Raw genomic sequence first — 26,343 nt, forward strand, 5'->3', positions numbered from 1 at the left:
GGATCGCCGCCGTGACACGCGCCACTACCTCCGCCGCGCCGCCGCGGCCGACGGTACGCAACGCCCCGGCACGACGCACCGCCCCGCTCGTCGTGCTCCTGGCGACGCTGCTCGCCCTGACCGGCACCGTGGCCGGGCAGCATGCCGCCGCCGCCGAGCGCTCGCAGGACGACATCTGGGTCAACGCCGACGGCGTCGCCTTCCAGCGAGGCAGCGAGAGCGACGAGGTCGCCTACGTGGTCCGGCCCGCGGGGGCGCGGCGCGGAGCGCAGGCGTACTCCCGCGACCTCACCCGGGACGAGCAGAACCACGGCTGGACCATGTTCTGGGAGGCCCGGCGGGCCTACCCGGACGGTTACTGCGTGGTGTGGGTCGAGGTCGAGGACGCGGGCAGCTGGCACGAGTCGGAGGGCAGCACCGCGTGCACGGCCGGCCAGCCAGCCGAGACCTCGACGCCCACGCCGACCCCGACCGCCACGAAGGCCGACAAGCCGGCGCAGGCACCGGTCGCGACATCGGAGCCTGCGCAGGAGCGCGAGCAGCGGCCGGAGCGGGCGCGACCGCGGGCCTCGGCCGCCGCGCCGGCCCCCTCCGCCGCGCCGACGCCCCGCTCCGCGCCCGAACCGACGCCGACACCGACGCCGACCCCCACGCCCAGTGCGTCCCCGTCCGCCTCCGGCACGCCGAGCCCCTCGACCTCCGCCACATCGCCGGACGTGGCGCTCATGCAGGGCATGATCGAGCAGCAGGGCGCGGAGCCACGGGTGGTCTCGGCCGGGGACGACGAGGTCACCACCCCGCTCGGCTGGGTGGCCGTGCTCGGCAGTGGCGCGCTGCTGACCACCGGCGGCCTGCTGCTGCTCTGGCGTCGCCTCACCTGACCTGCGTCGCCTCACCCGACCCGCCCAGGGGACGTGGCTGCGGGGCCCGATCCGGCCGCCGAGGGCAGACTGGGTGGGTGACCACACCCGCAGGCCTCCTGCTCACCCCCGGCGCGGGCGCGAACCGTGACAGCCCGGCCCTCGTCGCCGTCGAGCAGGCCCTGTCCGACGCCACGCCACCGCTGCCCGTACGCCGCACCGACTTCCCGTACCGCCTCGAGGGGCGGCGCATGCCGGACCGGGCGCCGGTCGCCGTCGCGCATCTGCGGGCCGAGGCCACCGGCTGGGCGGACGAGCTCGGCGTCCCGACCGGCCGGCTGCTCCTCGGCGGACGGTCGTACGGCGGGCGGATGTGCTCGATGGCCGTGGCCGAGGGCCTGCCCGCCGCCGGTCTGGTGCTGCTCAGCTATCCGCTGCACCCGCCGGGGCGGCCGGAGAAGCTCCGGGTGGAGCACTTCGGACAGATCGAGGTGCCCACGCTGTTCGTGTCCGGGGACAAGGACCAGTTCGGCACCCCCGACGAGCTCGCCGAGCACGTCGCGACGATCCCAGGGCCGGTCACCACGGTGACGCTGCCCGGAGCGCACGACATGCGCGGCGCCGAGCGGCAGCAGGCGGTGGCCCGCGCCGTCGCGGAGTGGGCCACCTCGTTGTGAGGGCGACGGAGGTCAGCGACCGCCGGCCGGCTTGGCCGGGTACTCCGGCGGGGTCTTGTCCAGCTCGATGGCGATCTCGCGACGCTCCGCGATGATGCCGTCCCGCTCCTCGTCCCGCTGCTCCAGGGCGTCCGCCTGGAGATCGGTGCTCAGGTGGTCCCAGTACAGGACGCCGTCGAGGTGCTGCGACTCGTGGATGAGACAGCGCGCCAGGTAGCCCGTGCCCGACAGCTGCACCGGCCCACCGTGCTGGTCGACGCCGCGCACCGTGGCCGCTCCGGGGCGTTCCAGCGGCTCGTACGCGCCGACCACGGAGAGGCAGCCCTCCTCCTCGGTCTCCGGCTCGGCCTCGAGGTCCATCTCGAGCACCGGGTTCACCACGTGCCCGACGTGCCGGTCGCCCGACGAGTCCGTGAGGTCGTACACGAACACGCGGAGGTCCACGCCCACCTGCGGAGCAGCGAGGCCGACCCCCTGGGCCGACTCCATGGTCGCGAACATGTCGTCGATCAGCCGGGCGAGCTCGGGGGTCGAGAACTTCTCGACGGTCCGGGCCGGGTTGTGCAGCACCGGCTCCCCGATCTCGGTGATGCGCAGCACGCGGCCACGGCCCACCTCAGGGGCTGTCGCCGGGTACTCCTCGACCGGTTCTCCGAGCAGATAGGTGACGGGCTTGCGCCGCCGGGCGCGGGTCCATGCCATGGCACAGAGAGTACCTTCGTCGCATGTGGTCCACGCCGATCCGTGACGCCGCGGGCCCCGCCGCCGCGGCTGTGCTGACCGTGGCCGCCGGGCTGTCCGTGCGGTCGGTGCTCGGCGGCGATCCGGCGAAGTACGCGGGTGACGCGCTCTACGCGCTGCTGATCTTCTGGCTCGTGCTCGTCGTGGCGCCACGCACGCGCGCCGGGGCGGCCGCGGTGGTGGCGTTCGCGGTGAGCGCGGCGGTCGAGCTCTTCCAGCTCACCGGGATCCCCGCCGAGCTCGGTGCCCACAGCGCGCTCGCGCGACTCGTGCTCGGCACCACCTTCAACGCGCCGGACCTGCCGTTCTACGCGGTCGGGGCGGCGCTGGGATGGGTGCTGGTCCGGGCGGCGCGCGCGGCTCGCACCGGAACCTGACAGGCTGCGGGCAGCGAGCCATCACCCGGAGGAGCACAGTACGTTGACCCGATCACGACACCTCGACTACAGCCGGCTGTCCGGGCACGTCGGGCTCGGCGACCGGCTGCGGACCGTCGGGACCAGCAGCCTGGCGGTCATGGGGGCCACCCTCGGCGTCCTCCTCGTCGTCGTTCCCGGCATCGTGCTCGCCGCACTGATCGCCACCGGCAGCGCCACCGACGTCGGCGCGCTGGTGTTCCTGGGGATGCTGCTCGCCTGCGGCCTGTGGGTGGTGGGCAGCACACTCCACAAGGCGGGGTCAGACGGCGCGTTCGGCGTCTTCGCACGGGCCAACGGCCTGGTGCTGGTGCGCGCCACGGCCGCACCGCACTACGCGGGCAGCCAGTTCGCCGACGGCTCCCACATCGTCCACCAGAGCGCCCGGACCAGGACGAGCAGCTTTGTCGAGGTGGGCGACCGCTTCCGCATCCAGGCGCCCGTCGCCGTGCCGTCGCCGCTCGGTGTCAGCGTCACGCGGACCAACCGGCCTGAGATGTTCCTCCGCGCGCGGCTGGCCGGCCCGGCATCCCGTGAACCGCACGAGGGCGAGCTGATCACGCCGGAGCTCCACGAGCGGCTCACGGCGCTCGCGGGGCCGTACACGGTCGAGGTGTCGGGCGACGAGCTCACGCTGTTCGGCAGCCGCCCGCTCGAGACCGGCACGCCGGGCCGCGTCGCGGAGGCGTTCGCGCTCGCCGAGGAGCTCGTCGCGTGTGCCGACGCGGTTCTCGTCACGGAGCCGCGCCCGAGCGGTCTCGGAGCGCGGTACGAGGAGGACGTGCCCGACCGTCCGAGCCCCTACTGGTCGCCCGGCCAGGCGAGGAAGCGGCGGCAACGCGGCCCGCTGTGGGTCGTCGGACTGACGCTCGCGTTCCTCGTCGGCGTGACGCTCCTCATCGCTATCACGATGTCGGTCATCGACGACCACCTCCCGGGCGACCAGCTGGCGGCGCGGCTCGCGGTCACGGTGCTCGTGGCCGCGACGCTGTGGCTGGCCGCCCTGCTCGTCAGGGGGATGACGACGCGACAGGAGTCCGAGAAGGATGGGGCCACGGCGGCTCGCCCCCGAAGCGGCCGGCTCGTCCTGGCCGCCGTGGCAATCGTGGCGGTGATCGCCGGAGCCGCCTGGTCGATGTCTCGCACCGATGGCGAGGCGACGTCCGCCGACCCGGACGCGGACAAGTCGACGGCGGCCGACTGCCTGGCGGACGATCCCTGGTGCCAGTGGGACGTCTCGCTCCGGGAGTGGGCAGCGGGCCAAGACCTCGCGAGGGTCGGCGACCTGGACTGGAACGGGTGCAACGTCACGGGCCCTGAGCAGGCGACCTGCCCGGTCCGGGTCGAGTGCGACGAGGGCGTCGCGGACCTGGTCGCAGCCTTCGAGGGCACGCCGTACGAGGTCGCCGGCGTCCGGGCGGCGGACTCGCCACCGGAGCAGAGGCTCAGCGTGCGACCCCCGGCGGTCCGGGAGCTGGTCGATCGCGCCTGCGCCCCGCCGTCGGCCGGTCCCGAGGGCTGACGCGGCGCGCGGCTGCCTCCGGTCCGCCGTCAGGCGCCCGACGCCGACAATCCGTGCAGCGCGTGCCGGACGATCGCCCGCACACCGGCAGGGGTCAGGTCTCCGGACCGCTCCGTCCAGCGCCGGGTGACCGGCGCGAAGACCAGGTCGACGGCCAGGTCCAGGTCGACATCGGCGTCGAGCTGGCCGGCAGCTTGCGCCTGGCGGAGCCGCCGCCTCTTGAGCTCGCGCATCGGCTCGTCCAGCCGCTCGCGGTAGGCCCGGCTGAGCTCCTCGTCCTCGATGATCGCCGCGGTGAGACCGCGCAGCGCACGGTCGAACGCGGGGTCCGCGAACTCTTCGACCGTCGCGACCAGCACCGCCGTCAGGTCCTCCTCGAGGTCCCCGGTGTCGGGCAGCCCGACGGGCTCCCCCGGCCCCAGCGAGCGCTCGAGCACGGCGTCGAGCACCAGCGAGCCCTTGTTCGGCCACCAGCGGTAGATCGTCTGCTTGCCGACGCCGGCCTTGGCGGCCACCTTCTCGATGGTCAGCCGCGCGTAGCCGAGCTCAGCGACGACGTCGAAGGTCGTGGTGAGGATCGCCGCGCGGGTGGCGGGGTTGCGGCGGCGCCCGGTGGACGACGGCTGTGCGGTCGGCATGCGGGAAGCCTAACGCCTAAGAGACGAGACGTTGCGTATTGACAAACCATGAACGCCGCGTCAGAGTTGTTGTCGAGACGCACCGTCTCGACAAAGGGGGAAGGTGAAGCACCTATGACCGATCGACCCACCACCAGCTCCCGCACCTGGTTCATCACCGGAGCGAGCCGCGGCCTGGGCCGGGCCTTCGCCGACGCGGCCCTCGACAGGGGCGACCGGGTCGCGGCGGTGTCCCGCACGACGAGGGAGGATGACGCCCGGGCCGGCCTGCTCCAGATCACCGCGGACGTGCGCGACCCTGCCGCGGTGCGGTCCGCGGTCGAGCAGGCCGTCGAGACCTTCGGCCGGCTCGACATCGTGGTCAACAACGCCGGGACCATGTCGTACGGGTTCGTCGAGGAGTTCACCGAGGCGCAGGTGCGCGCCCAGCTGGAGACCAACTTCTTCGGCGCCGTGTGGGTAACCCAGGCGGTGGCACCAGTACTCCGCCGGCAGGGGTCCGGCCACCTCGTCCAGATCTCCAGCATCGGCGGCCTGGCCGGCTTCGCGGGCACCGGCCTGTACAGCGCGAGCAAGTTCGCGCTCGAGGGCCTGAGCGAGGCCGTCGCGCACGAGCTCGCCGACTTCGGCGTCGACGTCACGATCGTGCAGCCCGGCGGTTACTGGACCGACCTGTACACCGCCATGGACACCGCGGCACCGCTGCCGGAGTACGACGGTCTGCGCGAGCGGCTGGCAGCGCAGTTCGCGGAGAACAGCGTGGACAGCGACCCGAAGCGCGCCGCCGAGGCGATCCTCGAGCTGGTCGCCAGCGCGCACCCGCCGCGCCGGCTCCTGCTCGGCGGCACGGCGTACGACACTGCGTTCGCTGTCACCGACGAACGGCGCCGGACCTGGCAGGAGTGGGAGGCCGTCAGCCGCGCCGCGGAGGAGGCGGTTCCGGCGCCGCAGAGCTAGGGGAGTCACACACCAGGGTCCTGCGTCGTCGGCGGAACGAACAGTCACCCCGGCTCCAAGGAGAACCGTATGAACATCGCCCTGTGGGTCGTCGCCGGGCTGCTCGCCGTCGTCTACGTGGGCAGCGGTGGGCTCAAGATCATCGCGAGCAAGGAGAGGATCGCCGCGACGGGGCCGGCCGCCGGCTGGGTCGAGGACTTCAAGCCCCGCAGCATCAAGCTCATCGGCGCCTTCGAGGTGCTGGGCGGGCTCGGCCTGGTCCTGCCCGCCGTGCTCGGCTTCGCGCCCGACCTGGTGCCGCTGGCGGCGCTGGGGCTCGCGATGATCATGGTCGGCGCGGCGGTCACCCGGCTGAGCCGGCGCGAGTACAAGCTCATGCTGGTGGACCTGACCTACCTGGTCCTGATCGCCTTCGTGGCGTGGGGCCGCTTCGGTCCGGAGGCGTTCGCGGGCTGACCCGGCCGGCCGCGAGCCGCGCCGCCTGGTACGCAAGAAGGCCCGGAACCGTTGAGGTTCCGGGCCTTTGACGTACGGAGCCGCCTGCGAGAATCGAACTCGCGACCTTCTCATTACGAGTGAGACGCTCTACCGACTGAGCTAAGGCGGCGTTGCGCACCGCGAGCCGTTACGAACCGGATCGGTGAGCGGCCCTCACTGTACCCAATGGAAGGCCCAGGTTTCAAAGCGAAACCGTGTGACGTCCTCAACCCGTTCGACCGGGACCACCTGGCTCAGCAGGTGAGGCCGTCCTTCGGGGCCGTGCCCTCCACCAGATAGTCCTCCACGGCGGTGCTGATGCAGGTGTTCGACCGGCCGTACGCCGTGTGACCCTCGCCCTCGTACGTGACCAGGGTGCCGGACGAGAGCGTCTTCGCGAGCGACTCCGCCCAGCGGTACGGGGTGGCCGGGTCGTTGGTGGTCCCGACGACGACGATCGGCGGGGCGCCCTTGGCCTCCTGGTCGAACTCCTGCTCCGCCGGCGGGTAGGGCCAGTCGGTGCACTCGATGCCGGAGTAGCCGAAGGACTCGCCGAGGGTGGGCGCGGCAGCCTGGATCTCCGCGGCCAGCTCCTGCATCTTCGCCATGTCCTCCTCGGCGCGGCCGTCGGCGCAGTTGATCGCCCGGAAGGCTTCCTCGCTGTTGGACTTGAAGCTGCCGTCCTCGTTGCGGTCGTTGTAGACGTCGGCGAGGTAGAGCAGGTCGTCGCCCGTGCCCTCCCAGAGGACCTCCTGCAGAGCCTGCGTGAGGAACGACCAGGATCCCTCGTCGTACATCGTCACGGCCACGCCGTAGAACGCGAGCTTCTTGGTCACGGACCGCTCGGACGACGTAGGGATGGGGTTGGGCTCCGCGTCCTCGACCATCGTCTGGATCTGCTGCAGGCCGCTGGTGACGTCACCGGTGAGCGGGCAGTCGCTGCTCGCCTGGCAGTCCGCCACGTAGGCACGCAGGGCGCTCTCGAAGCCCTCTGCCTGCTGCAGCGCCACCTCGTCCGAGCCCAGCGTGGTGTCGAGCGCGCCGTCGAGCACCAGGCGGCCGGTCCGGTCCGGGAACAGACCCGCGTAGGTGGCGCCGAGCTGGGTGCCGTAGGAGAAGCCGAGGAAGTTGAGCTTGTCGTCCCCGAGCGCACCGCGGAGCATGTCCATGTCCCGTGCCGCGGACTGGGTGTCCACGTTGCCGAGCAGCGGCCCGGTGTTCTCGGCGCACGCCTGTCCCCACGCCCGGACGGCGTCCTGCCGGTCCGCCAGACCTTCCGGCGTGTACGGGTAGTCGGTGCTCAGGAACTCGTCCTTGCCCGCGTCGTCGAAGCACTTCACCGGCGTCGACTGCCCCACACCACGCGGGTCGAAGCCCACGATGTCGAACGACGAACGGAGCGACTGGCCGAACCGCGCGGGATCGCCCACGAAGTCCACGCCCGACCCGCCCGGCCCGCCCGGGTTCACCAGCAGCGACCCGACCTTCTGCCCCGAGGCCGGGATCCGCTTGAGCGCGATCTCGATGCTGCCGGCGCCCGCGTCGTGCCACGAGAGCGGGGCCGAGGCCTTGGCGCACTGGAAGCCCTCGCCGCAGTCGGTCCACTCCAGCGACTGACCGTAGAAGTCCTCGTACCCCTTCGGCGCGCCCTCGATCGCCGAGCCGTCCGACTTGCCCACGTCCTCCAGCGCGGTCTGCACCTTGGGCGGCGCGCCACAGGCAGCGAGGAAAAGAACGGTGGTGAGCAGCGTGGCGACGACGGCCGCAGGCTGACGACGGCGGGCGGGGCGAATCACCCGAACAACCTATCGGTTGTGCTGGGAAGATTTCTTACCCGTTGGCGAACCGACACGCGACCCTCACGAGTCGAGCCAGGCCACCGGTCCCGGCTCGCCCTCGGCGCCGCGGGGCTGGAGCTCGACCTTGCCCTTGTCACCCAGCATGACGGGTACCGGCTGGCCGGTGTCCGTCTCCGCGGGCGCCTCGACCACCGTGGTCGTGGGCACGAAGTCCATGGTGCAGATGCCGTTGCTCGGCGGCACGAGCCGGACCGAGAGCACGCCGTCCGCCGCCGCGACGCCGGGCGCCTTGCCACCCGCACCGATGGTCGCCTCCGGCTCCGCGAGCGTCGGACAGGAGCTGGACCCGTTGGTCACCACGTACAGCAGACCCGCCTCAGGCGCCCACGCGACGCCGACCGTCGAGTTCGTGTTGCCCTCGAGGCCCGGAGGGAGGCCGCGACCGGAGCTGCCCGCCTCGATCTCCATGTCGGCGGCCTGTGGCAGCCGGCCGTCCTCGCTCGCACCGTCGGAAGGGCTCGCGCTGTCGGAAGGGCTGGGGCTGGTCATGTCGCTCTCCTCCGGTGCCGGTGACGTGGTGGTCGTCGACTCGCCCGCCTCGGACCCCCCGACGTCGGACTGCGCGCACCCGGACAGCGCGAGCGCGGCCGTGACGCCGAGGCCCAGCGCCGCCGCGCCCGCACGGCCCAGTGGCCGCGCCGCCGCACCGAACCGGTCCGTCCGCCTGATCCTCATGCCCAGCTCCTTCATGCCCAGCTCCTTCCGCTCGCCTGACACCTGGTGGCCGTCGCAGGTGACGACGCCTCCACCCTTGTCATGTGGCGAGGGCCACCGGTCTTGCACGCTCCCGGCACATCGGCACAAAACCACATCGACACAGAGGAAGGTGACCGACAGTCCGAGCTATCGGTCACCTGGCCCCGTGTCGATCATCCGCGCTCGCGAGGGATCACGCGCGTCGGCGGCTGTTCCCGTCCGTCACACGCGGGCCGTGGAGAAGCGCAGCTTCTCCGGGGTGGCGTCCGCCGCGGTCTTGCGCAGGAAGGCACGACGGTGCACGGAGAAGGCGTTGCGGTCGTCGAAGAAGTCGCGCGCCATCTCGGCCAGCTCGATGGTCTGGTAGTACGACAGCGGCCGGTCCGTCGCGCGGCGCTCGGCTCGTGCGGCGAGCATCCAGCCGAGGGTGGCCGGCTCCTCGTAGCCTTGGGCGGCCGAGGACAGCCAGGTCGTGAACTCGCCCCACTCCCGCGGCCCGACAGCGCTGATCAGCCCGATGCGTGCCGCCTCGGCCACCGAGATCGGCAGCTTGCGGTTCAGCAGCAGTGACGCGCGGTGCTCGCCCACGCGGGCCGGGACGCTCCAGGAGTGCAGCTCGGAGCCGTAGATGCCCATGTCGTAGTACGGGTTGAGGACCACGCCCTCGCGAGCGAGGGTCACGTCGGCGCAGAGCCCGGCCATCACGCCGCCCGCGCCCGCGTTCGCGGTGAACGCGGCGACGGTGAGCTGATCGGCGGTCGCGATCGCGAGGCACAGCTCGTCGATGGCACAGATGTTGTCCCAGGCCTCGGCGGCCGGGTCCGCCGAGGCGTCGATGGTGCCCAGGTGGATCCCGTTCGAGAACGCGTGCTCGGTGCCCTTGATGACGAGCACCCGGGTGTCCTCGGTGAGAGCCTTCTCGACGGCGCTGGTCAGCCGGCGGCACTGCTCGGTGTACATCGCGCCGCTGTACGAGCGGATCGTCAGGTATCCGACGGCGCCGTCGCGCACGTACGTGGTCTCGGCCAGGGCGTCGGGGACCCGGCGGAACGGGGCGCCGCTCGCGTCGATCACCTGAGCGGCGGGCAGCTTGGCGCCACGGCGGCCGCTGAGCTCGGCCGCGTAGCCGACCCAGAGCGTGCCGACGCCGCAGGCGATGGCCACCGCGTCGACGTTGCGGCCGACCACGGTGCCGGGAGCCGCACCGGTGTGCTCCGGTGACGCGACCGCGTCGAACACGCAGACCGACCGGCCGTTCACGCCGGCGGGGGCGCCCGGTGCGCCGTCGGCCGCCGCGACGAGCCGCTCCAGCTCGGTCGCGGGCCGGCTCCAGTCGATGCGGAAGTCCTCGCGGCGCAGCAGCGGCAGCTCACCGTCCACGGGCACGATCCGCAGGCAGGCCTCCGCCGGGATCGGCCGCTCGCCGTCGGCCACCTTGCGCACCACCTCGCCGATGCAGGCCATCGCGGCGTCCGCGACGCGGCTGTTGTAGAGCGCGCTCTTGGCGATCGGCTGGTCCGGCATGTCGAACACCGCCGTGGCCCAGACCGGGCCGGCGTCCAGCTCCTCGACCGCGGAGAGGGCGGTGACGCCCCACCTGTCCCGGCCGTCACGGATCGCGTGGTCCAGCGACGAGGGACCGCGGTCGCCCACGGGCCCGGGGTGCACGATCACGGTCGGCCACCGGTCGTAGATCGTGTCCGGCACGCGGTGCTTCAGGAACGGGCACAGGATCAGGTCGGGGTCGGCGCGCTCGACGGCCCGCGTCATGGCGGCGCCCGACTCGAACGTCGGGGCGAGCTCGACGCCTACGTCATGCCCCTGTTCCCTCAGGGAACACCAGACCCGCTGGGTGAGACCGTTGAAGGCTGAGACCAGCAGGAGGATCCTCATCGGGCGGTGGACTCCTTGTCGCACGGAAAAACTCTGGGGTAGCGTCCCGCAGCCTAACCACGGACGCCAACCGGGACAATCTGCCTCGGTGGTTCAGCTTCACCCGTGCTAAATCTTCACAGGAGCCGACCGGACGGGCGACGACCGGGCGCCGGTCAGCCCTGCGGACGCAGCGCTATGGTCATCGCCTCGAGAGCGAGCAGCGGCGCCACGTTGCCGCCGAGACGCGTGCGAGCGACCCCGATCGAGTCCATCCGCCGCACCGTCTGCTCCGGCGTGGAGTCAGCGGCCAGCGAGCGCACCGTCTCGGCGAGCTCCGCGTTCACCAGGTCCACCTCTGCCCCGAGCTGCACCACGAGCACGTCCCGGTACAGGGAGAGCAGGTCCACCATCGCGCGGTCGAGCACGTCACGCTGGTGCCGGGTGGCACGCCGCTTCTGGTCGTCCTCGAGCTGCTTGAGCTGCGAACGCAGACGCGGTGGCAGGGTCTCGCCGTCGGCCACGCCCAGCGTGCGCAGCAGCTCGGCCTTCTCGGCCGCGTCCCGCTCCTGGGTGGCCGAGACCGCCTCCGCCTTGGCCACGTCCACGAGCTCGCCCGCGGCGAGCACCGCGTCCCCGACGCCGCGGATCCGGCGCGCGATGCTCAGCACCGCGGTGCGCCGCTCGCGCGCGCCGGCGTCGCGGGCCAGCCGCTTCGCGAGGCCGACGTGGCTCTGCGCCGCACGGGCCGCGGTCAGCGCGACCGCAGGGTCGGCTCCGTCGCGCCGCACGAGCAGGTCGGCGACCGCCTGCGGTGGCGGCACGCGCAGCACCACGGCGCGACAGCGCGACCGGATGGTCGGCAGCACATCCTGGACCGACGGCGCGCAGAGCACCCACACCGTGTGCGGCGGCGGCTCCTCGATGGTCTTGAGCAGCACGTTCGTGGTGCGCTCCGCCATGCGGTCGGCGTCCTCGATCACGATGACTCGCCACCGGCCGCCCGACGGCGACCGGGACGCCGTCATGATCAGGTCCCGCACCTCGTCGATGGCGATGACCACCTTCTCGGTGGCCAGCAGCGTCACGTCCGGGTGGGTGCCCGCCATGGTCGTGGTGCACGCCTGGCACACGCCGCAGCCGCCCTGCGGGCACTGCAGCGCCGCGGCGAAGGCGCGGGCCGCCACTGACCGGCCCGATCCGGGCGGCCCGGTCACCAGCCACGCGTGCGTCATCGCCGCCGGGTCGGCCACGGCCCCCTGGAGCGCGGCGACGGCGGACTCCTGCCCGACGACGTCGTCCCACACCGTCATGCCGGGCGCTCCCCGGCCGGGTCCGGGCCGGGGCCCGGCTCGGTGACGCTGTTCGCCTCGGCGACGACCGGCGTGAGGCCCAGCCGGGCCGAGACGTCCACCCGGATCTGCGCCTGGATGTCCCCGACCGGCGCGGACGCGTCGATGACGATCCAGCGTTCGGGGTCCGCCGCCGCCCGCTGCAGGAACGTGTCGCGGACGCGGGTGTGGAACTCGAGGCCTGCCCGCTCCAGGCGGTCCAGCGCGCCCTTGCCGTCGGCCGTCGCCCGGCGGGCCGCCGCCGCACCCGGCTCGAGGTCGAGCAGCACCGTGACGTCCGGCCGCAGGCCCTTGGCCGCCCACAGGGAGAGGTGCTCGACCTCCGTGCCCGGCAGGTCGCGGCCGCCGGACTGGTACGCGACCGACGAGTCGAGGTAGCGGTCCGTGATCACCACGGCGCCACGCTCCAGGGCGGGTCGCACCACGGTCTCCACGTGGTGGGCGCGGTCCGCCGCGTAGATCAGCGCCTCGGCCCGCGGGCCCATGTCCTGGCCGTGCATGACCGCCGCCCGCAGCTCCTTGCCGAGCGCGGTGCCGCCGGGCTCGAACGTGAGCACGACCTCGCGGCCGGTCAGGTCGGCCAGCCAGTCGCCGAGGAGGCGTGACTGCGTCGACTTGCCGACACCCTCGCCGCCCTCGAAGGAGATGAAGTAGCCCGGTGCGTTCACGCGGCAACCCTAACCGCGCACACCGACATCGACCGGCCGTGCGCGGCCCGCACGGGCGGCGCAGGATGGAGAGATGGCCGACAACGAGCAGAGCATCACGCCGATGACCGAGGACGAGTGCTGGGAGTTCCTGTCGATGCAGCCCATCGGCCGGCTCGGCACGGCTGTCGCGGGAGACCCCGAGATCTTCCCGCTGAACTTCGCCGTCGCCGACCGGGCCATCTACTTCCACACCATCCCGGGTACCAAGGTCGCGGAGGTGGCGGTCAACGCGAAGGTCGCGTTCGAGGTGGACCAGTGGGGCCCTGAGATCGCCTACAGCGTGCTCGTGAAGGGTACGGCGCAGATCCTGGAGTCCGACGCCGACATCGCGGCCGCCGAGTCGACCGACCTGGTCAGCTATCTGGACGACACGCGCGACACCTGGGTGCGCATCACGCCGTCGGCCGTGACGGGCCGCAGGCTGCGGCGCTGACGGCGCGACGTCCACGCGGCGGCCGGACGCGCGTCACCGCACGCGTCCGGCGCTCCACTACTTCTTGGTGCTCGTGCTCTTCTTCGTCGGAGCCTTCTTTGCGGGTGCCTTCTTGGCGGGGGCCTTCTTCGCCGCCGTCCGCGTGGTGCGCTTCTTCGCCGGGCCCTGGGCACGCTTCTCGGCGAGCAGCTCGATCGCGCGTTCCGCGGTGACCGACTCGGGGGTGAGGTCGCGCGGCAGCGTGCGGTTGGTCTCGCCGTCGGTCACGTACGGACCGAACCGGCCGTCCTTGACGTGGATCGGCTTGCCGCTGTTCGGGTCGTCACCGAGCTCGCGCAGCGGCGGCGCCGCCGTGCGCCCGCGCCCTCGCTTGGGCTGCTTGTAGATCTCGAGCGCCTCCTCGAGGGTGACCGTGAACATGGCCTCCTCCGACGGCAGGGTGCGCGAGTCCGTGCCCTTCTTCAGGTACGGCCCGTACCGCCCGTTCTGCGCGGTGATCTCGTCGCCCGACTCCGGGTCCACGCCCACGACGCGCGGCAGCGACATGAGCTGCAGCGCGTCCTCCAGCGTCACCGAGTCGAGGGCCTGCGTCTTGAGCAGCGACGCGGTCTTGGGCTTCGGCAGGGCGGCCAGGGCGCGCTTCTTGGCAGCGGCCGACAGGCCGGGGTCGAGGTCCGGCTCCGGCAGCTGCTCCGTGACGTACGGGCCGTAGCGGCCGTTCTTCGCCACGATCGGGTTGCCCGTCTCCGGGTGGGTGCCGAGCACGCGGCCGTCGTCGGCCCCCGCAGCGAGCAGCTCACGGGCCTTGGTGACGGTCAGCTCGTCGGGCGCGACGTCGTCCGGCACGGAGGCGCGGGGCGGGTTCTTGCCCTCCTCGACCTCGGCCGCGAGGTCCTCGAGGTACGGGCCGTACCGGCCGACGCGCACCCGGATGCCCTCGCCGATCTCCACGGAGTTGATCGCCGCCGCGTCGATCTCGCCGAGGTTCTCGACGAGCGCACGGAGACCGCCCCCGTCACTGTCCACGCCGAGCGGGTCGGACGTGCCGAGGTTGCCGGGCGTCTCACCGAAGTAGAACTCCTTGAGCCACGCGACCCGTTCCCGCGACCCGGCGGCGATCTGGTCGAGGTCGGCCTCCATCGTCGCCGTGAAGTCGTAGTCGACCAGCCGGTCGAAGTGCTCCTCCAGCAGCCGGATCACCGCGAACGCGAGCCACGTGGGCACCAGCGCCTGGCCGCGCGTGATCACGTAGCCGCGGTCCTGGATGGTCGAGATCGTCGCGGCGTAGGTGGACGGACGGCCGATGCCGCGCTCCTCCAGGGCCTTGACCAGGGACGCCTCCGTGTAGCGCGGGGGCGGGGACGTGGCGTGACCGTCCGCGGCGAGGTCGGTGCCGACCAGCGGGTCGCCCTCCGCCATCGTCGGCAGGCGCGTCTCCTTCGCCGCCGCGCTGCTCTCCGCGGCCTCGGCGTCGGCGTCGGCGCTCTCCTCGTAGGCCGCGAGGAACCCGCGGAACGAGATCACCGTGCCGGACGCCGAGAACACCGCCTCGTTGCCGTCCTGCTCGCCGCCCACGACGACCGCGCCGAGCCGGACGGACGCCGTCGAGCCTTTCGCGTCGGCCATCTGCGAGGCCACCGTGCGCTTCCAGATGAGCTCGTACAGGCGGAACTGGTCACCGCTCAGCTCACCGGCGACCTGGGCGGGCGTACGGAACGAGTCGCCCGCCGGGCGGATCGCCTCGTGCGCCTCCTGTGCGCCCTTCGACTTGGACTGGTACAGGCGCGGCGCGCCGGGCACGTACTCGGGACCGTAGAGCTCGGCGGCCTGGCTGCGCGCGGCGTTCGTCGCCTCGGCCGACAGCGAAGGGCTGTCGGTACGCATGTAGGTGATGTAGCCGTTCTCGTACAGGCCCTGGGCCGTACGCATCGCCTGCCGCGAGGACATCCGCAGCTTGCGGCCGGCCTCCTGCTGCATCGTGGAGGTCGTGAACGGCGCGGCGGGCCGGCGCGTGTACGGCTTGGTCTCCAGGCTGCGCACGGAGAAGTCGGCGGCCGCGAGCCCGGAGACGACGGCGTTCGCCGTGGCCTCGTCGAGCTGCACCACGCCGGTGCGGACCTTGAGCCGCCCCCGGTCGTCGAAGTCGCGGCCCGATGCGACCTTGTCGCCGGCGAGCTGCGTGAGCCGGGCACGGAAGGAGGGCTGGTCGGCCGTCGCGGCGCCGCCGTCACCCGTGACCGCGAAGGTGCCGGCGACGTCCCAGTAGTCCGCCGAGACGAACGCCATGCGCTCGCGCTCCCGCTCGACCACGAGACGCGTCGCCACGGACTGCACGCGGCCCGCCGACAGACCCTGGCGCACCTTGCGCCACAGCACCGGCGACACCTCGTAGCCGTACAGGCGGTCGAGGATGCGGCGGGTCTCCTGGGCGTCCACGAGGTCCTGGTCCAGCTCGCGCGTGTTCTCCAGGGCGCGGAGGATCGCGTCGCGGGTGATCTCGTGGAACACCATGCGCTTGACGGGGACCTTGGGCTTGAGCTCCTGGATCAGGTGCCAGGCGATGGCCTCGCCCTCGCGGTCCTCATCGGTCGCGAGAAAGAGCTCGTCGGCATCCTTCAGCGCCTTCCTGAGCTCGCTGACCTTCTTCTTCTTGTCCGCGTGGACCACGTAGTAAGGGTCGAACCCGTTCTCGACGTCGACCGAGAACTTGCCGTAGGGACCCTTCTTCATCTCCACCGGCAGGTCTTTGGGCTGCGGAAGGTCGCGAATATGCCCGACGCTCGCTTCGACCTCGTAGTCGTCGCCGAGGTAGCTCTGGATCTTTCGAGCCTTCGTGGGCGACTCCACGATTACGAGCTTGCGTGCCTGGGACATCCGGTCCTGCCTGCTTCCTGCGGGGTCTGGGGGTGGGCGCCGAGCGGCGTTGGAGAGTTCACGGTACGCCAGGCGCAACGGATCGCACCCTATCCGGGCCATCAGCCGGTCGCCCGGTGGTCTCACATGACCGTCGTGATTTTCACCCAGGGCGTGATGCACGGCGGAGTCTCACACCAGCACCACGGTCTCTTCAGGCGGTACGCCTACGGTGGAGCCCATGACGGACCGCACTCTCCCGCTGCCCGCCCACGGGAACGCGGTCGGCACTCCTCCGACGGCGACGCCGGGGCACCGGCCCCGCCTTCGTCCACGTATCGCCGCTGGTGTGCTGGCGGTCGTGGCGCTCTGGGGAGTGTGGGCCACCTGGGACACCTTCGTCGTGTCGGCCCGCGGCCAGCGTGCCGACCAGCTCGCGCTCGAGGGCGCCACCAGCGGGCAGGGCCTGCTCTGGGAGGTCGCCGAGCCGGTGCTCGGTGTGGTGTCCAACTCATTCGTCGGCCTGGGCCTGGCGACCGCCGTCGTGCTCGCGCTCGTCCGCGGTCGCTGGTGGCTCGCCGCACAGGTCGCGGTCCTGGTCGCCGGGTCGAACCTGACCACGCAGGTGCTCAAGCACGTGGTCCTCGACCGGCCCGCGCTGCTGGACATCGCACGTGCCGACATCAACACCCTGCCCAGCGGCCACACGACGGTCGCGGCCTCGGTCGCGGCGGGCCTCCTCATCGCGGTACCCCGGCGCTGGCGGCCGGTCGTCGCGGTGGCCGGCGCCGCCTACACCGCGGCCACCGGCGTCTCGACCCTGGTCGGGCAGTGGCACCGGCCGTCCGACGTCGTCGCCGCCGTCCTCGTGGTGCTCGCCTGGGGTGCGGGCGTCTGCGCGCTGAGCTCGTCCTCGTCCCTCGACGAACCGAGGGACGGCCTGGACCCCGGATCGTCCGGCGCGGCGGGACTCCTGCTGCTCGGCACGGCCGGCACCGGCGTCCTCGCCCTGGGTGCGCTCGGCAGCGTGCGCGGCTACGGCTGGGGGCTGCCGCTGGGCGGCGACCTCACCGCGTACATGGGCGGCATGCTCGGGGTCGTCGCGGTGACCCTCGGGTCGTTCGCGCTCCTGCTCCTCGTGCGCCAGTCCACGGCGCGCCCGCTGAGCCGAGCCCGCTGAGCCGTGCCCGCCCGCGGGCCGGACGCCCGGGCCACCGTGTGGCGGCCCGGGCGTCCGACCTGTCAGGTGGCCGGGATCACGGGGTGGTGTAACCGCCCGTGTAGGAGCCCGAGCCGGAGTACGCGTCCACGACCCACCGGTAGGTGCCGGAGGTGCCCGTGTACCGCACGCTCTCGTCAGGGGACGCCGTGATGCCCTGGGCCACCGTGGTCCAGGAACCGTTCCGCGCCTTCTGCAGGTAGAGGTCGAAGTCGGTCCCGCTGGGTCCGTCGAGGCAGCCCGTGATCGTGCCGGACAGCGAGGAGAACCCGGTGAGGCCCGGCTCGGCGGCCTGGCCGCCGGAGCTCAGCGAGCCGCTGAACGCCGTCCGCTCGTCCGAGCAGCCCGTGGGAGGCGGCGTGGTGCCACCGCCACCGGTGACCAGCGAGACGTTCGCGGCGCTGAGAGCCTCGTTCACCGGCTGGAAGTACGTGGTGCCGCCGGAGGAGCAGTTGCCGGAACCACCGGAGGTCAGGCCCTGCGCCTGCGTGCCGGCGAGCAGCGAGCCGCCCGAGTCGCCCGGCTCGGCGCACACGTTGGTGCGGATGAGGCCGTGGACGCTGCCCTCCGCGTAGTTCACCGTGGCGTTGAACGCCTGGATGGTGCCGCAGTGCCAGCCGGTCGTGGAGCCGGACCGGCAGACGGTGGCGCCGACGGCGGCCTGGGACGAGCCCGCGACGTTGACCGTGCCACCGTTGTAGTTGTTCACCGCGCCGACCGGGTTGTCGTCGGAGCCGACGCTCACGTACGCGTAGTCGTTGCCCGGGAACGAGGACACCTGGAAGGTGCCGCTCGGCTGGCTGGTGGTGGCGCCGCGCGAGCCGCAGTGCCCGGCGGTGACGAATCCGCCGGTGGCCGAGAAGCCGACCGAGCAGCGGGACCCGCCGATGTAGTAGGCGTTGCCGCCGATCACGTTGATGAGGGTGCGAGGCGTCTCGGCCACCTCGACGACGGAGACGGAGCCCGCGGAGATCCCGGCCCGTGCGACGGCGGCGGCGACGGAGCCCTTCGCGCCCTCGGCCACCTCCATGACCACCGAGTTGGACTCGACGTCCACATAGGTGGCGGCGACCTTGGCCTCCGGAGCGGCCTGGTAGGCCCGGGTGGCCAGCCGGTCGAGCTGGTCCAGCGACGTGTCGACGGTGACGGCCGTGGCGCCGGCGGCGCGCACCTCTGCGGCCCCTGCCGCGCTGGTCACGGCGACGAACAGCTCGGTACCGTCGACCCAGGCGCCCGCGTAGCCCTTGTCGAGGGACTTGGCGATGGTGAGCTGCTTCTCCGACAGCGCTTCGTCGGTCTTCAGCCGGGCGAGTGCCTGCGTGGTGGTGAGGCCGAGGTCGCGCTCCAGTGCGGCGACCATGCCCGGTGCGTAGTCGGCAGCTTCGGGCCTGTCAGAACCGGCGGCAGTGGCTGCGGTAGCGGCGGTGATGCTGGCGGCGAGGAGCGTCGCAGCGGCTGTGGCCACGGTGATCGCTCTGAAGGATGTTCGTCTCATGTCCAGCGACTCCTTGTCGTCGGGGCAATGAATTCACCCAGTGCGGCACAGCGTAGGGTCGCTTTCAGGTAACTCCCAGATACCGATTAGGACATATTTGAGCGATATGCGGGCATGCCGAAGGCGGGTAGGGGATGCCCCTACCCGCCTCGGACCTGTCGATCAGTTCGTCAGCAGTGAGACACCAGCGGCGCTCAGCGCCTCGCCGACCGGCTGGAAGAAGGTCTGACCGCCGGACGAGCAGTTGCCCGAACCGCCCGAGGTCATGCCCTGGGCCTGCGAGCCGGCGAGCAGCGAACCGCCCGAGTCGCCCGGCTCCGCGCAGACGTCGGTCTGGATGAGACCGGAGACGCTGCCCTCGGCGTAGTTCACCGTGGCGTTGAGCGCCTCGATGGTGCCGCAGTGCCAGCCGGTCGTGGAGCCGGACCGGCAGACCGACGCGCCGACGGCGGCCGGCGACGAACCCTCGACGGCGACGGTGCCGCCGTTCCAGTCGTCCACCACGCCGACCGGGGTGTCCGAGTCGACCGAGACGTAGCTGTAGTCGCTGCCCGGGAACTCCGAGACCTCGAACGTGCCGGACGGCTCGCTCGCGGACGAGCCCACCGAGCCGCAGTGGCCGGCCGAGACGAACCCGCCGGTGACGGCGAAGCCGACCGAGCAGCGCGAGCTGCCGTCGATGAAGTAGGCCTCGCCGCCGATCACGTCGGCGAAGGTCCGGGGCCGCTCCGTGGCCTCGTTCAGGGTGACCGCGGCGGCGGGCACGCCCGCCTCGGCCACGGCGGCCCTGACGTCGGCCGTCGCGCCGTCGACGACGTCGATGACGATCTCGTTGGTCTCCACGTCCACGTGGTACGACGTGACGTCGGAGCCCGACAGCGCGCCGTCGAGGTCGGCGGTCCAGGCGTCGAGCGCCTTGAGCGAGTTGTCGACCGTGACGGGGGTGGCCCCGGCCGCACGGACGTCGGCGGCCTCCGCGGAGTCCGTCACGGCGACGTGCAGGGCGTCGGCGCCCTCGACCCAGGCTCCGGCGTAGGAGGCGCCGAGCGACTTCTCCAGGCTGCGCTGCGTGTCGGCCAGGGACTCCTGGGCCTCGATCTGGGCCACGGCCTCGGTCGTGCTCAGGTTCAGGTCGCGCTCCATCGCGGCGACCAGGCCTGGTGCGTAGCCCGCTGTGGCGGTCTCGACGTCGGACTGTCCAACAGCGGCGACGGCGTTGATGGTGCCGGCAAAGAGGCCCACGGTGGCGGTTGCCACGGCGACGCCCCGGAGGGAAGTACGTCTCATCTCCAGCGACTCCTTGTGTCGTAGAGCGGGTGAAAGGTCCACCCACGGGCGATTTTTCACCCGCAGCGACACTGTAGGAGGAGGTGGACGTCGCGCCCAGATCACACTCAGGTCATACATACTTCCTATGGAGGGCAAACTACGTACGCGCCGAGGCGGGGATGGGGCGGGGGCGGGTCAGCCGAGCATGCCGTACATCGCCAGCCACTGCTCGTACTGCGGGCTGCGCCGGACGGCGTCGCGGTGCGCGCGGTGGGCCGCGCCCTCGACGGCCTCGAGGTCGACCCGCAGGTCGGCGTCGTTGCGCCAGCCGAGGTAGTGGGTGCGGCGCAGCGGCGCACCCGCGAGGGGGACCGTCACGGCCCCGGGCGGGTCGAGCTGCCCCGGCTCGACGAGCGCGACGGCGCGCCCGGCCCGCACCTGGTCGACGGCGGTGGTCCACTCGGCCTCGCCCAGGCCGCGCGGCGTGAATCCCGCACGGACGCACGCCGACACGAAGCACTCCTCGAGGCAGCCGTACGAGGGCACGCAGAGCCACTGCTCCTCGGCCAGCTCCGCGAGCGACACCTCCGGCTTGCCCGCGTAGGGGTGGTGCTCGTCGATGAGGACGAACATCGGGTCGGCGCAGACCCTGGTCCAGGCGACCTCCACCGCGGCCGGCGGCGAGGCCTCCGAGCACATACCGACGAGCCCCACGTCGATGGTGCCCCGAGCGAGCCGGGACGCGACGTCGTCCACCAGGTGGGGCATGGCCGTGGTGACCTGGATGCCGGGGATGGCGACGTGCAGCTGATTGACGAACAGGCCGCCGAGCGCCGTGCCGCTGAGGCCGATCCGGACGGTCTCGCCCAGGGCGACGTCACCGTTCACCAGCCGCTCGGCGTCGTCGGCGAGGGCGGCCATGGCCGGGAGCAGCACGCGGGCGTGCCGGAGTATCAGGTCGCCGAGCTCGGTCGGGCGCGCACCGAAGCGGTCGCGGACGAAGACGTTGCCGCCCAGCGACCGGTCGATCCGGTTGAGCTGCGCGGTCAGTGCCGGCTGCGCGATGCCGAGGGCGGCCGCCGCCTTGGTGACGCTGCCCGACTCGGCAACCGCGACGACCATCCTCAGGTGCCGCATGTCGAGTTCCACACGGTGGAAAATATCTGTCATAGGCGCGGATGTCTCTGTTCTGAACAAGATTTATCGGTTCGAGCGACCGACCGTTACCCCCACGAAACGGACACGACACTCGCGACGCGCCGGAGGAGGCCGCCTCACTCCGCCAGGAAGCCGTCCCGGACCAGGCCACGCACGGCGGGGAGCAGCTCCGCGGCGAGGTCGGCCGCCCCGACGTCGAACAGGGCGGCGAGCGCGCCGATGATCTGCCCCACCGTCAGCTCCCCGTCGCAGGCCCCCACGAGGGCCGCGAGCGGGCTCGACGCCTGCACCCCGCGCCCCAGCCCGTCCCCCTGGCGCAGGATCACGATGTTCGGGTCGGCCGCGCCGGGGGTCAGGTAGCGCTCCTCGGTGATGTCCGCCGCGGTGACGAGCCGTGCGGCGGCCAGCGCCGCGTCGTCGCGTGCCGCGAGCCAGTCGTGCCCCGCGAGGCTGCGGGCGATGTGGGCGCCGAGCGGCTGTCGGACGGAGCCGGTGTGCTCCTCCAGGCGCCGCAGCGTGACCTGCCCCGAGGCCGGGCGCCGGAGGGTCACGAGCCCGAAGCCGACCGCCTCGACGTCCCGGGACCGGAAGTCGTCGAGCCACGCGCCGTACGCGGCGGCCCAGGCGTCCGGCTCACGGTCGGGAGTGGTGCCGCCGTCACGGATCCACGTCTCGGCGTACTCGGCGGGGTCGAGCACCTCGCGCTGGATGATCCAGCCGTCCAGGCCTGCGGCGTCGAGCCACGCGCCCACCCGCTCGGTCCACGGCTCACCCCCGCGGTGCTCCCAGTTGCCGAGGAGCTGAGCCGTCCCGCCCGGGGCGAGCACGTCGCCGACGCCGAGGATCAGGTCTCGGACCAGGTCGTCGCCCGCGCGGCCGCCGTCGCGGTACTCGTAGTCACCGATCGCCTCGGCGACCGCCCGCCCCGCTGTCCCGGCGTGCGGGGTGATGACGAACGGCGGGTTGGAGACCACGAGGTCGAACCGCTCCCCCGCGACCGGCTCCAGCATGGATCCGTGCCGCAGCTCCGGCACGGTTCCCGCCTCGGTGTTCAGCGCGATGTTGAACCCCGCGAAGGACAGCGCCCGGCGCGACACGTCCGTCGCCACCACGTGCCGCGCGTGCCGCGCCGCGTGCAGCGCCTGGATGCCGCAGCCGGTGCCCAGATCGAGCACGCGCCCGGTCGGGTTGCGCACCGTCACCTGCGCCAGCGTGAGGGACGCCCCACCGGCGCCGAGCACGTGGTCGGTGGCGAGCCGGCCGCCGGTCGCCAGCTCGCCGAGGTCGGACGCGAGCCACCAGCGCGCGTCGCCGACCGCGTCGACCGAGGAGTAGGGGCGCAGGTCCACGGCGGCACGCACCTCGTCGTCGTCGCCGGCGCCCTGGGCCGCGACCAGGCCGAGCCGCTCGGCGCCCGCCGTCCCCACGGCCGGCAGCGCCCGGTCCACCGCCGCGCGGGGCACGGCCGCGCCCAGCAGGAACAGGCCGACGAGCGTGGCCAGCGGGTCGTGCTCCGACGGCGACCTGCCGCCGACCGCCCCGGCGACCGCCCGACGAGCGGGCAGCGCCTGCTCCCGGTGCAACGCGGCCGCGGCGAGCGGCCCCAGAAGGCCCTCGACGCCGTCGACGTCGTAAGCGGCGGAGACCAGGTCGGCACGGAGCGAGGCGACGAGGTCTGGATCGGTCACAGGAGGGTGCACGGGCCTATCCTGCCTGCAGACCCCTGGCCCCCACCACGCGGGCCGGACGGCCTAGTCCTGACAGTTCGACGCCACGTACTGCTGCACCCGTTCGAAGGACTCGACCATGGCCTTGGTGTCGAGTCCCTCCTGCGCGCCGCCGACGGCGGAGCTCACCGCCGGGCCGTCGTTCTCCTTGACCTTCTCGATGTTGTTGGCCACCGTCGAGTAGTAGGTGAAGGCGACCGCCCAGTCCTGCGCGATGGGCTCCGGAGGCGTCACGCCCTCCATGGCGTTGCGGGCGTTGATGAATCCCCTGCGCAGCGTCTCGGGCTGGTCCTCGACCATCGCGGACTGCGCGTTGGCGGCCTGCGTCCACGCCATCTGGGTCTGCGCGCACGAGGCGGCGTCGGCGTCCGAGACGACGTCGTCCCCCTGAAACAGGGTGGTCCCCCAGCCGGTACCCAGGCCGAGGACTCCAGCGGTCACACCGGCCAGCACGAGCACGAGCGGCCGGTCGAGCGCCTTGGGCAGCCCGCGACGGAGCGTCTTCCTGATCCGCTTCTGCTGCGCGGTGCTCGGGGCCGAGATGCGGCTCCTGCCGCGCTTCTTGCCGGCCTTCCGCGACTCGGTCTTGGCGGGGGCGGCGGGCCCGTCCGCGAGGTCGGCGGGGTGGGGTTGGTCCGGCGCGGCGGACGGGGCGCCGTCCGGCGCGACCTCGGTCGGAAGGTCGGGTGGCAGCGGCGCGGACGCGGCCTCGGCGCTGTCGCCCCCCTGCCCCGCGGCCGTCGCCGGGACGAGCGGGAAGCCGGCAGCGGGTGTCGGCGTGAGCTCGCTCTTGGGCGTGTCCTTCGCGACGGTCTTGGCACCCTTGCCCTTGGACCGGGACCTGCCGCCCTTGCCGCTCTTTCCACCGGCGTTCTTGCCGCGGCCGCGCGGCACGGCCGGCTCGGCGGCCGCAACGGACCCCCACGGGTTGGCGTCGCCGTCGCTCTCGCCCTCCGGCACGGCGGGCGTCGGCACCGGCCCCCATGGCGTACCGCCCGGTTCGTCGGCGGCAGGGTCCGCGGGTGCGGCGGTCGCGCCGCTCCCCCACGGGGTGGGCGCTTGGTCCTTCTCCGTGAGCCCCTCGGCCCACTCCAGGGCGCTGGCACCGGGGGCGGGCTCGCCCGCCGCGAGACTCTCCGCCCAGGTGAGCGCATTGGTTGCGGGGGGGCCGCCGGCGCGAGACGCAGCACGACCGCCCCGCGAGCCCTTGCGCCGTGTCGCACTCATAGCCGCGAACTTTACCCGCAAGTCCCACCGGGACAGGAGGGGCAACCGTGTGATACGCCGCGAACCGCGGGTGAAGTTGCTACCCGCTCAGGTAGGTGATGCTCGCCCAGAACACCACGACCACCAGCACGACGATTCCGATGGCGAGCGACACGAGACCCCAGTTGCGCGCGCGGCGAGATGCTTTTCGGGCCTTGTCGTGCTCTTGCGTCTTCCACAGGGAATTGACGCGCAGCGCGTTCACGAGGGCGACGATTCCCGTGGGCCAGAAGCAGAAGATCGTCACCAGGACGGCGAACACGAGATAGGACCGCGGCGGGTACTGCAGCTGCGCGGGGTACGTGTGGACGTTGACGTTCACGGGCGAGCGCGAGCCACGCGGCACTGCGGGTGGTACGGCGGAGCTGCTCATGGACGTCCCCCTCACTGACGTAAAGGGAGAACTTAGTCCAATTTCGGCGATTTGTTGAACCCGCAGGTCAGCCCGGGATCTTGCGCAGCACCTCACGGTAGAAATGCACTCCGCGGCCCAGGGAATCGACACTCAGATGCTCACCGACCCCGTGAATCGACTGCCGCTGTGCCCGCGACAATGCAAACGGGCTGAACCGATAGACGTGGTCACTGATGGGGGTGAAGGTACGCGCGTCGGTAGCGCTCGGCAGCACGTACGGGACCACCACCGCGTCCGGGTACGACGCGCCGATCGCCTCGCCGAGCAGCGTGAACTGCTGGCTGTCCACGGGTGAGACCTCGCTTGGCTCGCTGCTCTCCACGACCTGGAGCTCGACCTTCTTGTCCCCGACGGCGCGCCGCACCCGCGCCACCGTCCGGTCCACCGTCTCCCCGAGCGCCACCCGGACGTCGAGGCGGGCACGGGCCGACGACGCGGCGACGTTCGCCCCCGCGCTGCCCTCGAGCTCGGTGACTGCCACCGTGGTGCGGACCAGCGCCGAGGCCTCCGGTCCGGCCGCCGCCACCATCCAGGCGGCGACCTTGCGCAACGGACCCGAGGCGAGCCTGGTCGCCACCCTCAGACCCAGGCCCTTGACACCGCCGGCGCTCGGGGCGACCCGCTCCAGCATGTCGGCCGTCGGCGCGCTGACCCGTGCCGCGAACCGGCGCCGGGTCACGCGGGTCACCGCGCGAGCGAGCCGTGTGGTGGCCGACCGCCTGCCCTGCGTCGCCGCGTGGCCACCCGTGTCGGAGGTGTACAGGTTGATCCCGACCAGGCCCTTCTCCGCCACCCCGACCATGGCCGCCTGGCGTTCCACCCCGGGAAAGGCGTCGGTCACCACGCCCCCGCCGTCGTCGATCACGAGCCAGGGCCGCACGCCCAGCTCGTACAGGCGCCGGACGGCGATCCCGGCGGTCTGGCCCGCCGCCTCCTGGTCGGCGCCGAAGAACAGCCAGATGTCACGCTCCGGCACGAAACCGTCGTTGAGCAGGGCCTCGACGGCCTCGAGCACCGCGACGAGCCCGCCCTTGTCGTCGAGCGTGCCGCGGCCGTGCACCGCCCCGTCCCGGATCTCGCCGGAGAAGGGGTTGGCCGGCCAGTCCGCCACCTGCACCGGTGCCACGTCCTGGTGCGCCATGAGCACCACGGGGTACGGGTGCAGCACGTCCTCCCGCCCTCGGCCCGGCCACCGGTAGAGCAGGCCGTGGTCGCCCGCCGGCTCGCTCTGCAGGGCGTGCACCCTCGGGTAGAACGTCGCCAGCGCGGCCCGGTGCCTGCTGAACGCCTCGTGGTCGAGGTACAGCAGGTCCCAGGACGAGACGGTGGGGATCTGCACGAGCGAGGAGAGGTGCCCCGCGGCGATGTGCCCGGCTGAGGTGTGCCGGTCGCCGTACGGCTCCGAGGGGGCGAAGGCCGAGGCGCCCGGCTGGTCGCGGAGCACCGCGTCCGGTGCTGCCGGCTGCTCGGCGACCGGACGCTCCCGCGCTCCGGGTGCCGGCGTCGGCTCGGCTTCGGCTGTGGGCTCAGCGGTGGGCGCGGCCGGCTGGGCCGGCGCCTTCGCGATCATTTCGGCCGTGACCTGAGGGATGGCCTCGGTCGGGTCGATGTCGGCACTCACGGGACCTTCTCCTGCTCCGGGTCTCCCACGAGGGGGGCTCCTGCGTCGGGGCTCTCGTCGGCACCCGCGGACCGCGGAGCGTTGGGAGCACAACACCGCAGACGATAGCG

The 26,343-nt window shown here is 72.5% G+C and carries 23 protein-coding genes and 1 tRNA gene; 8 read left to right on the plus strand and 16 right to left on the minus strand.

The genetic code is table 11. The features are described from left to right. Positions 1-11: 11 nt before the first annotated feature. Positions 12-881 (plus strand): hypothetical protein, encoded by an 870-nt coding sequence (locus tag ACYVK7_RS00220; protein ID WP_460885663.1) that lies wholly within the window; start codon positions 12-14, stop codon positions 879-881. 77 nt (positions 882-958) lie between these two features. Further along, positions 959-1,537 carry an alpha/beta hydrolase family protein gene (locus ACYVK7_RS00225; RefSeq protein ID WP_460885664.1) on the plus strand — a complete coding sequence of 193 codons (579 nt, stop codon included), beginning with the start codon at positions 959-961 and terminating at the stop codon, positions 1,535-1,537. 12 nt (positions 1,538-1,549) lie between these two features. Here the strand turns inward: ACYVK7_RS00225 and def are convergent, their stop codons facing one another. Then, entirely contained in the window at positions 1,550-2,239 is a 690-nt protein-coding gene (gene def, locus ACYVK7_RS00230) for a peptide deformylase (protein WP_460885665.1), read from the minus strand. A gap of 23 nt (positions 2,240-2,262) precedes the next feature. Here def and ACYVK7_RS00235 point away from each other — a divergent pair, with 23 nt between their 5' ends. Together ACYVK7_RS00235 and ACYVK7_RS00240 are read left to right on the plus strand one after the other, a co-directional pair. Continuing rightward, positions 2,263-2,655, plus strand: coding sequence for a ribosomal maturation YjgA family protein (locus ACYVK7_RS00235; RefSeq protein ID WP_460885666.1), 393 nt, complete (start codon positions 2,263-2,265; stop codon positions 2,653-2,655). 43 nt (positions 2,656-2,698) lie between these two features. Further along, a complete protein-coding gene (locus ACYVK7_RS00240; RefSeq protein WP_460885667.1) occupies positions 2,699-4,216 on the plus strand; it encodes a hypothetical protein in 1,518 nt (505 codons plus the stop codon). 29 nt (positions 4,217-4,245) lie between these two features. Here the strand turns inward: ACYVK7_RS00240 and ACYVK7_RS00245 are convergent, their stop codons facing one another. Next, a complete protein-coding gene (locus ACYVK7_RS00245; RefSeq protein ID WP_460885668.1) occupies positions 4,246-4,854 on the minus strand; it encodes a TetR/AcrR family transcriptional regulator in 609 nt (202 codons plus the stop codon). A 114-nt stretch (positions 4,855-4,968) separates the two neighbouring features. Between ACYVK7_RS00245 and ACYVK7_RS00250 the strand changes: the two genes are divergently transcribed. Beyond that, complete coding sequence (locus ACYVK7_RS00250; protein ID WP_460885669.1) at positions 4,969-5,811, plus strand: SDR family NAD(P)-dependent oxidoreductase; 843 nt, start codon at positions 4,969-4,971, stop codon at positions 5,809-5,811. Positions 5,812-5,880: 69 nt separating this feature from the next. After that, complete coding sequence (locus tag ACYVK7_RS00255) at positions 5,881-6,267, plus strand: DoxX family protein (RefSeq protein ID WP_460885670.1); 387 nt, start codon at positions 5,881-5,883, stop codon at positions 6,265-6,267. A 78-nt stretch (positions 6,268-6,345) separates the two neighbouring features. Here ACYVK7_RS00255 and ACYVK7_RS00260 read toward each other — a convergent pair. The 6 genes from ACYVK7_RS00260 to tmk all read right to left on the minus strand — a co-directional run bounded on the left by ACYVK7_RS00260 (position 6,346) and on the right by tmk (position 12,735). Beyond that, positions 6,346-6,418: transfer RNA gene (locus ACYVK7_RS00260), tRNA-Thr, on the minus strand. Between the two features lie 124 nt (positions 6,419-6,542). Beyond that, on the minus strand, positions 6,543-8,084 hold the full coding sequence (locus tag ACYVK7_RS00265) for an alpha/beta hydrolase (protein ID WP_460885671.1): 1,542 nt from the start codon (positions 8,082-8,084) through the stop codon (positions 6,543-6,545). 63 nt (positions 8,085-8,147) lie between these two features. Beyond that, on the minus strand, positions 8,148-8,822 hold the full coding sequence (locus tag ACYVK7_RS00270) for a hypothetical protein (protein WP_460885672.1): 675 nt from the start codon (positions 8,820-8,822) through the stop codon (positions 8,148-8,150). Positions 8,823-9,065: 243 nt separating this feature from the next. Next, positions 9,066-10,736 (minus strand): enoyl-CoA hydratase-related protein, encoded by a 1,671-nt coding sequence (locus ACYVK7_RS00275; RefSeq protein WP_460885673.1) that lies wholly within the window; start codon positions 10,734-10,736, stop codon positions 9,066-9,068. A gap of 155 nt (positions 10,737-10,891) precedes the next feature. Then, on the minus strand, positions 10,892-12,028 hold the full coding sequence (locus ACYVK7_RS00280) for a DNA polymerase III subunit delta' (RefSeq protein ID WP_460885674.1): 1,137 nt from the start codon (positions 12,026-12,028) through the stop codon (positions 10,892-10,894). Next, complete coding sequence (gene tmk / locus ACYVK7_RS00285) at positions 12,025-12,735, minus strand: dTMP kinase (RefSeq protein WP_460885675.1); 711 nt, start codon at positions 12,733-12,735, stop codon at positions 12,025-12,027. The genes ACYVK7_RS00280 and tmk overlap by 4 nt, the downstream gene beginning before the upstream one ends. A gap of 73 nt (positions 12,736-12,808) precedes the next feature. On the opposite strand from tmk, the gene ACYVK7_RS00290 reads away from it, so the two are divergent. Then, positions 12,809-13,210: a pyridoxamine 5'-phosphate oxidase family protein gene (locus tag ACYVK7_RS00290; protein ID WP_460885676.1), complete on the plus strand. Its 402-nt coding sequence runs from the start codon at positions 12,809-12,811 to the stop codon at positions 13,208-13,210. 57 nt (positions 13,211-13,267) lie between these two features. On the opposite strand, the gene topA is transcribed toward ACYVK7_RS00290, so the two are convergent. Beyond that, on the minus strand, positions 13,268-16,084 hold the full coding sequence (gene topA / locus ACYVK7_RS00295; protein WP_460885677.1) for a type I DNA topoisomerase: 2,817 nt from the start codon (positions 16,082-16,084) through the stop codon (positions 13,268-13,270). A 220-nt stretch (positions 16,085-16,304) separates the two neighbouring features. Here topA and ACYVK7_RS00300 point away from each other — a divergent pair, with 220 nt between their 5' ends. Further along, a complete protein-coding gene (locus ACYVK7_RS00300) occupies positions 16,305-17,243 on the plus strand; it encodes a phosphatase PAP2 family protein (protein ID WP_460885678.1) in 939 nt (312 codons plus the stop codon). 76 nt (positions 17,244-17,319) lie between these two features. Here the strand turns inward: ACYVK7_RS00300 and ACYVK7_RS00305 are convergent, their stop codons facing one another. From ACYVK7_RS00305 to ACYVK7_RS00335, 7 genes are all read right to left on the minus strand, one after another. Continuing rightward, entirely contained in the window at positions 17,320-18,777 is a 1,458-nt protein-coding gene (locus ACYVK7_RS00305; RefSeq protein ID WP_460885679.1) for a S1 family peptidase, read from the minus strand. A 162-nt stretch (positions 18,778-18,939) separates the two neighbouring features. Continuing rightward, positions 18,940-20,064: a S1 family peptidase gene (locus tag ACYVK7_RS00310; RefSeq protein WP_460885680.1), complete on the minus strand. Its 1,125-nt coding sequence runs from the start codon at positions 20,062-20,064 to the stop codon at positions 18,940-18,942. 177 nt (positions 20,065-20,241) lie between these two features. Beyond that, positions 20,242-21,183 (minus strand): LysR family transcriptional regulator, encoded by a 942-nt coding sequence (locus ACYVK7_RS00315; RefSeq protein ID WP_460885681.1) that lies wholly within the window; start codon positions 21,181-21,183, stop codon positions 20,242-20,244. A gap of 137 nt (positions 21,184-21,320) precedes the next feature. Then, entirely contained in the window at positions 21,321-22,892 is a 1,572-nt protein-coding gene (locus ACYVK7_RS00320) for a DUF7059 domain-containing protein (RefSeq protein ID WP_460885682.1), read from the minus strand. Positions 22,893-22,955: 63 nt separating this feature from the next. After that, positions 22,956-24,158, minus strand: a complete 1,203-nt coding sequence (locus ACYVK7_RS00325; protein ID WP_460885683.1) for a hypothetical protein — start codon at positions 24,156-24,158, stop codon at positions 22,956-22,958. Positions 24,159-24,237: 79 nt separating this feature from the next. After that, a complete protein-coding gene (locus tag ACYVK7_RS00330; protein WP_460885684.1) occupies positions 24,238-24,570 on the minus strand; it encodes a CD225/dispanin family protein in 333 nt (110 codons plus the stop codon). Between the two features lie 67 nt (positions 24,571-24,637). Next, a complete protein-coding gene (locus ACYVK7_RS00335) occupies positions 24,638-26,233 on the minus strand; it encodes a M20/M25/M40 family metallo-hydrolase (protein ID WP_460885685.1) in 1,596 nt (531 codons plus the stop codon). Positions 26,234-26,343: the final 110 nt, after the last annotated feature.

This window comes from Promicromonospora xylanilytica (assembly GCF_054782895.1).

Coding starts and splice junctions, on each gene's coding strand:
- def (WP_460885665.1), bottom strand. CDS start 2,239: ATGGCATGGACCCGCGCCCGGCGGCGCAAGCCCGTCACCTATCTGCTC.
- ACYVK7_RS00235 (WP_460885666.1), top strand. CDS start 2,263: ATGTGGTCCACGCCGATCCGTGACGCCGCGGGCCCCGCCGCCGCGGCT.
- ACYVK7_RS00245 (WP_460885668.1), bottom strand. CDS start 4,854: ATGCCGACCGCACAGCCGTCGTCCACCGGGCGCCGCCGCAACCCCGCC.
- ACYVK7_RS00250 (WP_460885669.1), top strand. CDS start 4,969: ATGACCGATCGACCCACCACCAGCTCCCGCACCTGGTTCATCACCGGA.
- ACYVK7_RS00255 (WP_460885670.1), top strand. CDS start 5,881: ATGAACATCGCCCTGTGGGTCGTCGCCGGGCTGCTCGCCGTCGTCTAC.
- ACYVK7_RS00270 (WP_460885672.1), bottom strand. CDS start 8,822: ATGAGGATCAGGCGGACGGACCGGTTCGGTGCGGCGGCGCGGCCACTG.
- ACYVK7_RS00275 (WP_460885673.1), bottom strand. CDS start 10,736: ATGAGGATCCTCCTGCTGGTCTCAGCCTTCAACGGTCTCACCCAGCGG.
- ACYVK7_RS00280 (WP_460885674.1), bottom strand. CDS start 12,028: ATGACGGTGTGGGACGACGTCGTCGGGCAGGAGTCCGCCGTCGCCGCG.
- ACYVK7_RS00290 (WP_460885676.1), top strand. CDS start 12,809: ATGGCCGACAACGAGCAGAGCATCACGCCGATGACCGAGGACGAGTGC.
- topA (WP_460885677.1), bottom strand. CDS start 16,084: ATGTCCCAGGCACGCAAGCTCGTAATCGTGGAGTCGCCCACGAAGGCT.
- ACYVK7_RS00300 (WP_460885678.1), top strand. CDS start 16,305: ATGACGGACCGCACTCTCCCGCTGCCCGCCCACGGGAACGCGGTCGGC.
- ACYVK7_RS00305 (WP_460885679.1), bottom strand. CDS start 18,777: ATGAGACGAACATCCTTCAGAGCGATCACCGTGGCCACAGCCGCTGCG.
- ACYVK7_RS00310 (WP_460885680.1), bottom strand. CDS start 20,064: ATGAGACGTACTTCCCTCCGGGGCGTCGCCGTGGCAACCGCCACCGTG.
- ACYVK7_RS00315 (WP_460885681.1), bottom strand. CDS start 21,183: ATGCGGCACCTGAGGATGGTCGTCGCGGTTGCCGAGTCGGGCAGCGTC.
- ACYVK7_RS00325 (WP_460885683.1), bottom strand. CDS start 24,158: ATGAGTGCGACACGGCGCAAGGGCTCGCGGGGCGGTCGTGCTGCGTCT.
- ACYVK7_RS00330 (WP_460885684.1), bottom strand. CDS start 24,570: ATGAGCAGCTCCGCCGTACCACCCGCAGTGCCGCGTGGCTCGCGCTCG.